The organism is Streptomyces palmae, assembly GCF_004684805.1.
Classification (GTDB): domain Bacteria; phylum Actinomycetota; class Actinomycetes; order Streptomycetales; family Streptomycetaceae; genus Streptomyces; species Streptomyces palmae.
In genome coordinates, this window is sequence record NZ_SRID01000248.1 from 1 (window position 1) to 10,388 (window position 10,388).

Below are 10,388 nucleotides of genomic sequence, written 5' to 3' on the forward strand. Positions count from 1 at the left end.
CCGCAGCCCCCCGCACCGTCCGCGGCCAGCGCCCCCGCGGCCAGCGCCCCCGCGGCCAGCGCTCCCGCGGCCAGCGCCCCCCGTCCGGCGTACTGCCTCTTCCCGCGAACCGCCCGGTGCGGGACGCTCACCCTGGAGCAGATCACCAGCAGACAGCCGAACACCGAACCCGAGGTGCCGCTCAGCGGCGAGGAGGCAGCAAGTGGTCGACACACACCAGACATTCGTCATCGTCGGGGGCGGCCTGGCGGGGGCGAAGGCCGCGGAGACCCTCCGCGCGGAGGGATTCACCGGCCGGGTGATCCTGATCGGCGACGAGCGCGACCACCCCTATGAGCGGCCACCCCTGTCCAAGGGCTTCCTGCTCGGCAAGGCCGACCGGGACAGTGTCTTCGTCCATGAGCCCGCCTGGTACGCCCAGGCCGAGATCGAGCTGCGGCTCGGCCAGCCCGCCGTCCAGCTCGACCGGGCCGCCCGCACCGTCACCCTGGGCGACGGGTCCCGGATCCACTACGACCGGCTGCTGCTGGCCACCGGCGCCGAGCCGCGCCGCCTGGACATCCCCGGCACCGATCTCGTCGGCGTGCACCACCTGCGCCGCCTGGCCCACGCCGAACGACTGCGCGGTGTCCTCACCTCCCTCGGGCGCGACAACGGACAGCTGGTGATCGCCGGAGGCGGCTGGATCGGCCTGGAGGTGGCCGCCGCCGCCCGCGGCTACGGAGCCGAGGTGACCATCATCGAACCGTCACCCACGCCCCTGCACGGTGTCCTCGGCCCGGAGCTCGGCTCCGTCTTCGCCGATCTCCACCGGGACCACGGGGTCCGCTTCCACTTCGGCGCCCGGCTCACCGAGATCGTCGGCCAGGACGGCATGGTGCTGGCCGCCCGCACCGACGACGGCGAGGAGCACCCGGCGCACGATGTGCTCGCCGCGATCGGCGCCGCCCCCAGGACCGCCCTCGCGGAGGCCGCCGGACTGGAGACGGTGGACCGCGCGCACGGCGGCGGGATCGCCGTGGACGCCTCGCTGCGCACCTCGGACCCGGACGTCTTCGCCGCCGGCGATGTGGCCGCCGCGGCCAATCCGCTGCTGGACACCCGGCTGCGGGTCGAGCACTGGGCCAACGCCCTCAACTCCGGCCCGGCCGCCGCCCGCGCCATGCTGGACCAGCCCGTCTCCTACGACCGGGTGCCGTACTTCTTCTCCGACCAGTACGACCTGGGCATGGAGTACTCCGGTTACGCCCCGCCCGGCGCCTACGACCAGGTGGTCTGCCGGGGCGATCTGGGCCGCCGGGAGTTCATCGCGTTCTGGCTGAGCGAGGGCCGGCTGCTGGCCGGGATGAACGTGAACGTGTGGGACGTCACCGAGCCCATCCAGAAGCTGATCCGCTCCGGCGCCCCCCTCGACCCGGAGGCCCTCGCCAACCCCTCCGTACCGCTGGAGTCCCTGCTCCCGGAGTAAGGGGCGCGGCGGCGGACCCTCTCCCACCCACCTACCCGCCCGGCCGGGCGGGCGGCCGGGCGGCCGGCCGTAGAATTCACGCGTGGCAGGCAGGATCAACGATGACGACGTGCGGGCGGTCCGGGACGCGGTTCCGATCGACGCGGTCGTGTCCGACTACCTCCAGCTCCGCAATGCCGGCGGCGGCAATCTGAAGGGCCTGTGCCCCTTCCACGACGAGAAGTCCCCGTCCTTCCAGGTCAGCCCCAGCAAGGGGCTCTTCTACTGCTTCGGCTGCCAGGAGGGCGGGGACACCGTCGACTTCGTGATGAAGATCGACCACCTGTCCTTCACCGAGACCATCGAGCGGCTCGCCGCCCAGGCCGGCATCACCCTCCGCTACGAGCAGGGCAGCGCCACCCCGGGCCGCCAGCAGGGCGAGCGCACCCGGTTCGTGGAGGCCCACAAGGCCGCCGCCCAGTTCTACGTCGAGCAGCTGGACAGCCCCGAGGCGGAGATCGGCCGCCGCTTCCTGGCCGAGCGCGGCTTCGACCAGGCCGCCGCCCAGCACTTCGGCGTCGGCTACAGCCCGGCCGGCTGGGACCACCTGGTCCGCTATCTGCGCGGCCGCGGCTTCACCGACAAGGAACTGATCGTCTCCGGCCTCGCCCAGGAGAGCCGCCGCAACCCGATCGACCGCTTCCGGGGCCGCCTGATGTGGCCCATCCGCGACATCACCGGCGAGGTCGTCGGCTTCGGCGCCCGCAAGCTGCGCGAGGACGACAACGGGCCCAAGTACCTCAACACCCCCGAGACGCCGATCTACAAGAAGTCCCACGTCCTGTACGGCATCGACCTGGCCAAGAAGGACATCGCCAAGAGCAGCCGGGCCGTGGTGGTCGAGGGCTACACCGACGTCATGGCCTGCCACCTGGCCGGGGTCACCACCGCCATCGCCACCTGCGGTACCGCCTTCGGCGGCGACCACATCAAGATCCTCCGACGGCTGCTGATGGACAATTCGGGCGCCGAGGTGGTCTTCACCTTCGACGGGGACGCCGCCGGGCAGAAGGCCGCGCTGCGCGCCTTCGAGGACGACCAGAAGTTCGCCGCCGAGACCTCCATCGCGATCACCCCCGGCGGAATGGACCCCTGCGAGCTGCGGCTGGCCGAGGGGGACGCGGCCGTACAGGCCCTGGTCGAGGGCCGCACCCCGCTCTTCGCCTTCGCCATCCGGCACGTGGTCGACCGGCACAACCTGGACACCGCCGAGGGCCGTGCCGCCGCGCTGGACGAGGCCGCGCCCATCGTCGCCAACATCAAGAACAGCTCCATCCAGCACGAGTACGCGGTCACCCTGGCCGGCATGCTCGGCATCCTGGACACCCAGTTCGTGGTGCACCGGGTCAGCCAGCTGGCCCGCTGGGCCCGCGAACGCGGCGCGTCCGGCGGCGGCGGACGGCAGGCCCGCGGCGGCCCCCAGCGTCCCCCCGCCGCGGCGGCCCCGCAGCCCGCCGGGCCACCCACCCGGCGCGGCCCCGCACTCAATCTGCGCAGCCCCGCCCACCGGGTGGAGCGCGAGCTGCTCAAGCTCGCCCTGCAACGCCCCGAGCTGGTCTCCCCGGCCTTCGACGCCTACGGCGAGGACGAGTTCACCGGCCCGCCGTACGCCGCGGTGCGCCGCGCCATCGAGGAGGCGGGCGGCACCACGGCGGCCGACGCCGACTACCTGGCCCGGGTCCGCGAGACCGCCCCCGACGACACCGTCCGCGCCATGGTCACCGAGCTGGCCGTGGAGCCGCTGCACACCCGCCGCGACCCCGATGAGGCCTACGCGGGAGTCCAGCTGGTCGCGGTGCGGCTGGCGGCGGTGAACCAGCGCGTCACCGAGGTCCGCGGCACCCTCCAGCGCCTGGGCCAGCACGCGGACCCCCAGCAGCTCGCCGCCGTACAGAACGAACTGTGGGTACTCCAGCAGTACGGCCAGGCCCTGCGCGAACGGGGCGCGGCGGCGCTCTGACGCCCCCGGGGGGAGCCGTTCGCCGCCGGGCGGGCGGCCCGACCCACCCCGGGCAGGCCCGTATAGCCCGCGCCCATCCCGGAGACCCCGCACCGCGCGCCCGCGGCCACCCGCACCCGGCGGTGTGCCGCTCGGGTCGACCCCCGAACGGGTCATGCCGGACCGCGCACCGCGGTCACCTCGCGCCCCCGCGTAACCGCCCCATCACCCTCCTATAACAAAAAGTGCTCGCACGCCCCTCGTGGGCGGGCTGTGTCGTACCCCACACTGGGGCGTGCCTGAGTCCTCGGAGCACGGTGGTGTTGGCCGGGCCGGGCCGGAATCCCCGCGGATCCGCACACCGTGTACGGGACGGACGGCGGTTTGGCCGTCGCAGCCGTTCCGGATCGTCTTGCCGCCTCAGCAGCGATCACCCTGGAGGTCGCCCCGTGCAGACGCAGACCCTCACCGAAGCCCCGGACGCCGCCGAGGCCACCGATGCCCTCGGCGGCGGCGAGGAGGCCCCAGGGGTGCCACCGTGGGCGTCGGTGCGCCTGGTGGGCGAGGCGGCGCAGGGGCCGCCGGAGGGCGTGGCGGCCGAGCCGCTGGACATCGAACCGCCCGAGCCCGTCGTGCGCCTGGACACCGGGGGGCCGTCCTCCGACCTGTTCCGCCAGTACCTGCGCGAGATCGGCCGTATCCCGCTGCTCTCGGCCGCGGACGAGGTGGAGCTGGCGCGCCGGGTGGAGGCCGGGCTGTTCGCGGAGGAGAAGCTCGCCCGGGCGCGGGACCTGGACACCCGACTCGCCCTCGACCTCGACCGCCTGGTGGTGCTCGGCCGGATGGCCAAGCGGCGGCTGATCGAGGCCAACCTGCGGCTGGTGGTCTCGGTGGCCAAGCGGTACGTGGGCCGCGGGCTGACCATGCTCGACCTGGTGCAGGAGGGCAATCTTGGGCTGATCCGCGCAGTGGAGAAGTTCGACTACGCCCGCGGGTACAAGTTCTCCACGTACGCGACCTGGTGGATCCGGCAGGCCATGTCGCGGGCGCTGGCCGACCAGGCCCGTACGATCCGGGTCCCGGTGCACGTGGTGGAGCTGATCAACCGGGTGATCCGGGTGCAGCGCCGGATGCTCCAGGAGCACGGCAGCGAACCCACCTCGGAAGAGGTCGCGGACCACCTCGGCCTCACCCCGGAGCGGGTGACCGAGGTGCTGCGCCTGGCCCAGGAGCCGGTGTCGCTGCACGCGCCGGTCGGCGAGGAGGAGGATGTGGCGCTGGGCGACCTCATCGAGGACGGGGACGCCGCCTCACCGGTGGAGTCCGCCGCGTTCCTGCTGCTCAGGCAGCATCTGGAGGCGGTGCTCTCCACCCTCGGGGAGCGGGAGCGCAAGGTCGTGCAGCTGCGCTACGGACTGGTCGACGGACGCCCGCGCACCCTGGAGGAGATCGGCCGGATCTTCGGCGTCACCCGGGAGCGCATCCGCCAGATCGAGTCCAAGACCCTCGGCAAGCTGCGCGACCACACCTTCGCCGAGCAGCTCCGCGGCTACCTGGACTGAGCGCCCCCGGCGCGGGCGGGCCGGACCCGCCCCGCACCGCCGGCCTCCCCGAGCCGAACCGAGCCCAGCCGAACCGAACCGAACCGAGCCGAGCCGAGCTGGGCTGGTCAGCCCAGCGACGAGTCGAAGGCGCCGGGGTGGGTCTGCTCGCGCACCGCGACGTACTGCTGCCGGACCGCCTGCCCGATGGCGAGGTCCTCGCCCGGTTCGAAGACCTGGCTGGCCGCGGCGGGCCAGGCCGGCGGCTGCCGCAGGGAGAGCGTGCCCCGCGCCACCCCCAGCGACCACGCGGCCTGCCGGGCGGCGCCCAGTGCCGCGTAGTCCGCCGGCTGCGGCACGACCACCTGCGCCCCCAGCAGCGCCGGAGCGACGGCCCGTACCGCGGGCAGGTCGGCGGCACCGCCCAGCAGGAAGATCCGAAGCACCTCCACCCCGCGCCCGCGCAGGACGTCCAAGGCGTCCGCCAGCCCGCACAGCATCCCCTCGAACGCCGCCCGCGCCAGATGCTCCGGCTTCATGCTCTCCCGCCGCAGCCCGGTGAGGGTTCCCGCGGTGTGCGGCAGGTGGGGCGTCCGCTCGCCCTCCAGGTACGGCAGGAACACCAGCCCGGAGGCGCCCGGCGTGGACTTCAGCGCCAGCGCGGACAGCTCCTCCAGGTCGCAGCCCAGCATCTCGGCCGTGCCGCGCAGCACCCGCACCGCGTTCAGGACGTGCACCACCGGCAGATGCATCCCGGTGGCGTCCGCGTACGAGGTGATGGTGCCGCTGGGGTCGACCAGCGCCGAGTGGTGCACCGAGAACACCGAACCGGAGGCGCCGAGCGAGACCACCGCGTCACCGACACCCACCCCGAGACCGAAGGCCGCCGCCATGGTCTCCCCGGTGCCGGCCGAGATGAGCAGGCCCTCCGGGGTGTGCCCGGCCGGGTCGGCGGGGCCGATGACCTCGGGCAGCCGCACCTGGTGGCCCAGCGCCAACTCGACCAAGTCCGGCCGGTAGCCGCCGGACGCCGCAGACCAGTAGCCGGTGCCGGAGGCCGCGCCCCGGTCGGTGGTGCGCCGGGCCGGCCGGCCCAGCAACTGCCACACCAGCCAGTCGTGCGGCTGCATCAGCTCGGCGACCCGGTGCGCCGCCTCCGGCTCGGTACGGGCCAGCCAGCGCAGCTTGGCCACCGCGAGCCCAGCGTGCGGGACCGCGCCGACGGCCTGCGCCCAGGCGCTGCGCCCGCCGAGCGCGTCGATCAGATCGGCCGCGGCGGCCTGCGCGCGCCGGTCGTTGCCGACCATCGCGGGACGTACCAGCACCCCGCCCGCGTCCAGCGCGAGCAGACCCTGCTGCTGGGCGGAGACGCCGATGGCCTCCACGCCCTCCAGCAGCCCGCCCTCGGCCGCCTCGCCGAGCGACAGCAGCCACGCCTGCGGGTCGATATCGCTGCCGCGCGCCGGGTGGGGGGCGTACCCCTGCTTGAGTACCGAGCCCGTGTCCGTGTCGCATACGACGATGCGCGTGCTCTCGGACGAACTGTCCAATCCGGCGACTATCCCCATAGCCCATGATGATGCCCTATCCGGACCCCTGGGGATGCCCTATCCCGGCCCTGGGGACGTCAGTTCCCGGCCCCGGGGGATGTCCGGCCCCGGCCTCCGTCGGATGTCATGTCCCGGCGCCCTCCCGGGCTGTCCGACCCCGGCCCCCGGGGATGTCCGATCGATCCCGGGACCCGCGGGGATGCCGGGAGCGGACAGGCCGCCCGCCCGGATCCGGGCGGGCGGCGACACTCCCGTCAGGTGTTGGTGGTGCCCCACTCGTCCTCGTCCGCCGCGAGCTGGTCCCGGCGGGCGCGCACCCGGTCCGAGACGGTGCCCGGCAGCCGGTCCCGCACCACGTCGAACGTCCTGGCCGCCGCCCTGCGCCCGCTCAGGGCGGCCGACTCCGCGGTGTTGCGTACGGCGGGGTTCTGGGAGAACCGCTGCGTGGCCTTGCGCAACTGCTCGTACCGCTCACGTCCGGCCCGTGTGCCGAGTACGTACCCGACGGCCACTCCCGTGATGAACGTCAGCCGGTAGCGCATCGCTCCGCCCTTCCCGTTGTTCCGCGTGGCCCCTTTTCGGCCACGACACCTTTACCCGGGACCGTGCAGCCGCCCGCCCGGCGGGCCTGGTGTCCACCCCGTGGACGGCCACGCAGGCCACCGCGGGCATACCGATTGGCGGAGCACCCCCCTGCTTGCGCTAATGTATGTCTCGCAGCGAGCGCACGCCGTCCGGGTAACCGGGCAGGGATGCATTCGAGGCACACGGAGCAATCCCCTGTAGCTCAATTGGCAGAGCAGCCGGCTGTTAACCGGCAGGTTACTGGTTCGAGTCCAGTCGGGGGAGCTCGGTCCCCTGTAGCTCAATTGGCAGAGCATTCGGCTGTTAACCGGAGGGTTACTGGTTCGAGTCCAGTCGGGGGAGCAGAGAGAAGGAAGGACCCCGATGGGGTCCTTTTTTCGTGTGTCGGGAACCGAACGCCGAAGATCGCTGTCCCTGGAAGTGAGCATGCCGGATCACTGCCGCCCCCCGGGGCAGCAGATCGTATGACCGGCTATGCTGCGGCAGACGGCGCGCACAGTTGTACGCGACGCGCCGTACGGGGCGGTAGCTCAGCCGGTTAGAGCAGCGGACTCATAATCCGTCGGTCGTGGGTTCGAGTCCCACCCGCCCCACCGCAGGGTTCTCCCATGAGAACCGTTTCTACCTGCGGAGACGCAAGAACGGGGGCCGCCACTCCACAGTGGCGGCCCCCGTTCAGTCGTTCGGGCCAAGGTTCGCGGGGCGCGGAGTTGACGCGGCGAGGGTGGTACGCGGTCTACGTCTGATAGGTGATGGTCGCCCGTCCTGACGCACGGCGATCCGCCGGGCCTCGCCGAGGCGTGCGAAGGACACGACACGCTCGGCACGGGCGGGTGTTCGGTTCCGGAGCTTCGTTCCCGCCCCGCGCGTCGCTGCGGTCCCGGGCGCCGCCAGATGGCTCACCCTGGCCCGTGGACGGGAGTCCGAAGAAATTTCGACGGCGATGTCGAGAACCCGTGATCGGCTCCGTCCCCGCAGTGAACGCGACCAGAATGGGTCGCATCAGCGAGGAGAGAAACGATGGCCAAGTACCTGCTGCTCAAGCACTACCGTGGCGCTCCGGCCTCGGTCAACGACGTGCCGATGGACCAGTGGACGCCGGAGGAGATCTCGGCCCACATGCAGTACATGAACGACTTCGCGGCCCGGCTGGAGAAGACCGGCGAGTTCGTCGACGGTCAGGCACTGGCCCCCGAGGGGGCGTGGGTCCGCTACGACGGCGAGGGGCGGCCGCCGGTCACCGACGGCCCGTTCGCCGAGACCAAGGACCTCATCGCGGGCTGGATGGTGATCGACGTCGACAGCTACGAGCGCGCCGTCGAGCTGGCCGGGGAGCTGTCGGCGGCCCCCGGGGCGGGCGGCAGGCCGATCCACGAGTGGCTGGAACTTCGCCCGTTCCTGTGCGCGCCGCTCACCATCACGGAGTGATCTCACGGATGGACGAGGCCCTGCTCCGCAGCCTCATACCGGGTGTGCTCGCCGTCCTCGTCCGCCGCGGAGCCGACTTCGCGGCGGCCGAGGACGCCGTGCAGGAGGCGCTGGTCGAGGCGGTCCGCGTCTGGCCGGCCGACCCTCCCCCAGGCTCTCGGCTGCGCTCGAGCAGGGGAGACCCCATTCGGGATGCGAAGGGCTGGCTGACCACCGTGGCCTGGCGCAAGTTCCTCGACCAGGCCCGGGCGGACGCCGCCCGCCGCCGACGTGAGGAGCGCGTCGAGGAGGAACCCGCGCCCGGCCCCGCGTCCGCGGCGGACGACACGCTCCAGCTCTACTTCCTGTGCGCCCACCCGTCGCTGACCCCGGCCTCCGCGGTCGCGCTCACCCTGCGTGCGGTCGGCGGGCTGACCACCCGCCAGATCGCCGAGGCCTACCTGGTGCCCGAGGCGACCATGGCGCAACGCATCAGCCGGGCCAAGCGCACCGTCTCCGAGGTGCGACTCGACCGGCCCGGCGATGTCGCCACCGTGCTGCGCGTCCTCTACCTGGTCTTCAACGAGGGCTACTCCGGCGATGTCGACCTCGCCGCCGAGGCCATCCGGCTCACCCGGCAGCTCGCGGCCGCCGTCGACCACCCCGAGGTGTCGGGGCTGCTCGCGCTCATGCTGCTCCACCATGCCCGGCGCGCCGCCCGGACCGCGCCCGACGGCAGTCTGGTGCCGCTCGCCGAGCAGGACCGCGGCCGGTGGGACACCGCGCTGATCGCCGAGGGCATCGGGATCCTCCAGGCGGCCCTCGCCCGCGACCGGCTGGGCGAGTTCCAGGCCCAGGCCGCCATCGCGGCACTCCACGCCGACGCGCCCACCGCCGAGGAGACCGACTGGGTGCAGATCGTCGAGTGGTACGACGAACTCGCGCGCCTGACCGACAGCCCGGTCGTCCGGCTCAACCGCGCGGTCGCCGTCGGCGAGGCCGACGGACCGCGCGCCGGCCTGGCCGAGCTCGCGGCGCTGGACGCCGCACTGCCCCGCCACGCCGCGGTGGCGGCGTACCTCCACGAGCGGGACGGCGACCTGGCGACGGCGGCCCGACTGTACGCCGAGGCGGCCCACCGGGCGCCCAACCTCGCCGAGCGCGACCACCTGACCCGCCAGGCCGCCCGGCTCAACGCCCGCCGGCGACGCTGACGGGCCGCGCCCGGATCTCCAGCGGGCATGTCGCCGGGATCCCCCGGCACCGCGACCACTCATCCCCGGCACCGCGACCACTCACCACCGACTCCGCGGTGGGGGCCCGTTCCACCGGTCGGACCGGCGTCCGGCATGAGCGTGCGGGCTCAGCCGGCCAGGAGGGACACCTCGGTGGACTTCACCAGTGCCACCACGGGGGAGCCGGGTGCCAGGCCGAGGTCCGCGACGGCGGCCTGGGTGATGGCGGCGGTCAGCTCGCCGCCCGTGATCGCCACCTCGACGGTGGCCATGGCCGCACCGGAGGTGATCGCGGAGACCGTGCCGGGCAACTGGTTGCGGATGCTCACCCCGGAGAGCGGGCCGGTGGCCAGTGCGACCTCGGTGGACTTCACCAGGGCGGTCACCGACTGGCCCGGGGCGAGCCCGAGGTCCTCGACGGCGGCCCGGGTCACCGCCGCGGTGATCTCCTGACCGCCCCGCAGGGTGACCCGCACGGTCGACATCGCCTCGCCGTGGGTGATCTCCAGCACGGCGCCGGGGAGCTGGTTGCGGATGCTCAGGTTCATGGCCTGCCTCGCCCTGTGCGTGATCGGGATTCGGGGGTCCGACGATTCGGGGATGAGCGGATTCGGGGTGTGGGGG

Annotated in this window: 9 protein-coding genes and 3 tRNA genes; 8 read left to right on the forward strand and 4 right to left on the reverse strand. The window is 73.2% G+C overall.

The window, feature by feature from the left end:
* Positions 1 to 215 (reverse strand): hypothetical protein (locus tag E4099_RS33710; RefSeq protein WP_209446693.1); only part of this gene is annotated, 215 nt, incomplete at its 3' end.
* Here E4099_RS33710 and E4099_RS22375 point away from each other — a divergent pair.
* The 3 genes from E4099_RS22375 to E4099_RS22385 all read left to right on the forward strand — a co-directional run bounded on the left by E4099_RS22375 (position 203) and on the right by E4099_RS22385 (position 5,008).
* On the forward strand, positions 203 to 1,468 hold the full coding sequence (locus E4099_RS22375; protein ID WP_135340902.1) for an NAD(P)/FAD-dependent oxidoreductase: 1,266 nt from the start codon (positions 203 to 205) through the stop codon (positions 1,466 to 1,468). The genes E4099_RS33710 and E4099_RS22375 overlap by 13 nt on opposite strands.
* Positions 1,469 to 1,550: 82 nt before the next feature.
* A complete protein-coding gene (gene dnaG / locus E4099_RS22380; RefSeq protein WP_135340903.1) occupies positions 1,551 to 3,467 on the forward strand; it encodes a DNA primase in 1,917 nt (638 codons plus the stop codon).
* A gap of 428 nt (positions 3,468 to 3,895) precedes the next feature.
* Complete coding sequence (locus E4099_RS22385; RefSeq protein WP_135340904.1) at positions 3,896 to 5,008, forward strand: RNA polymerase sigma factor; 1,113 nt, start codon at positions 3,896 to 3,898, stop codon at positions 5,006 to 5,008.
* Between the two features lie 107 nt (positions 5,009 to 5,115).
* On the opposite strand, the gene E4099_RS22390 is transcribed toward E4099_RS22385, so the two are convergent.
* Both E4099_RS22390 and E4099_RS22395 read right to left on the reverse strand, forming a co-directional pair.
* A complete protein-coding gene (locus E4099_RS22390) occupies positions 5,116 to 6,555 on the reverse strand; it encodes an FGGY family carbohydrate kinase (RefSeq protein ID WP_135340905.1) in 1,440 nt (479 codons plus the stop codon).
* A gap of 236 nt (positions 6,556 to 6,791) precedes the next feature.
* Complete coding sequence (locus E4099_RS22395; protein ID WP_135340906.1) at positions 6,792 to 7,079, reverse strand: YtxH domain-containing protein; 288 nt, start codon at positions 7,077 to 7,079, stop codon at positions 6,792 to 6,794.
* A gap of 234 nt (positions 7,080 to 7,313) precedes the next feature.
* Here E4099_RS22395 and E4099_RS22400 point away from each other — a divergent pair.
* The 5 genes from E4099_RS22400 (at position 7,314) to E4099_RS22420 (ending at position 9,743) form a co-directional block, all read left to right on the forward strand.
* Positions 7,314 to 7,386, forward strand: a tRNA-Asn gene (locus E4099_RS22400).
* Between the two features lie 5 nt (positions 7,387 to 7,391).
* Positions 7,392 to 7,464 (forward strand) — tRNA-Asn (locus E4099_RS22405).
* Positions 7,465 to 7,641: 177 nt separating this feature from the next.
* A tRNA-Ile gene (locus E4099_RS22410) sits at positions 7,642 to 7,715 on the forward strand.
* Positions 7,716 to 8,142: 427 nt separating this feature from the next.
* On the forward strand, positions 8,143 to 8,550 hold the full coding sequence (locus E4099_RS22415) for a YciI family protein (RefSeq protein ID WP_135340907.1): 408 nt from the start codon (positions 8,143 to 8,145) through the stop codon (positions 8,548 to 8,550).
* A gap of 8 nt (positions 8,551 to 8,558) precedes the next feature.
* Positions 8,559 to 9,743 (forward strand): RNA polymerase sigma factor, encoded by a 1,185-nt coding sequence (locus E4099_RS22420; protein WP_135340909.1) that lies wholly within the window; start codon positions 8,559 to 8,561, stop codon positions 9,741 to 9,743.
* A gap of 149 nt (positions 9,744 to 9,892) precedes the next feature.
* Here E4099_RS22420 and E4099_RS22425 read toward each other — a convergent pair whose 3' ends face one another.
* On the reverse strand, positions 9,893 to 10,312 hold the full coding sequence (locus E4099_RS22425; protein WP_135340908.1) for a TOBE domain-containing protein: 420 nt from the start codon (positions 10,310 to 10,312) through the stop codon (positions 9,893 to 9,895).
* Positions 10,313 to 10,388: the final 76 nt, after the last annotated feature.

What these genes read in the sequence shown, in the direction of transcription:
- E4099_RS22420 (WP_135340909.1), top strand. Translation starts at nt 8,559, where the DNA reads ATGGACGAGGCCCTGCTCCGCAGCCTCATACCGGGTGTGCTCGCCGTC.
- E4099_RS22425 (WP_135340908.1), bottom strand. Translation starts at nt 10,312, where the DNA reads ATGAACCTGAGCATCCGCAACCAGCTCCCCGGCGCCGTGCTGGAGATC.
- E4099_RS22390 (WP_135340905.1), bottom strand. Translation starts at nt 6,555, where the DNA reads ATGGGGATAGTCGCCGGATTGGACAGTTCGTCCGAGAGCACGCGCATC.
- E4099_RS22395 (WP_135340906.1), bottom strand. Translation starts at nt 7,079, where the DNA reads ATGCGCTACCGGCTGACGTTCATCACGGGAGTGGCCGTCGGGTACGTA.
- E4099_RS22415 (WP_135340907.1), top strand. Translation starts at nt 8,143, where the DNA reads ATGGCCAAGTACCTGCTGCTCAAGCACTACCGTGGCGCTCCGGCCTCG.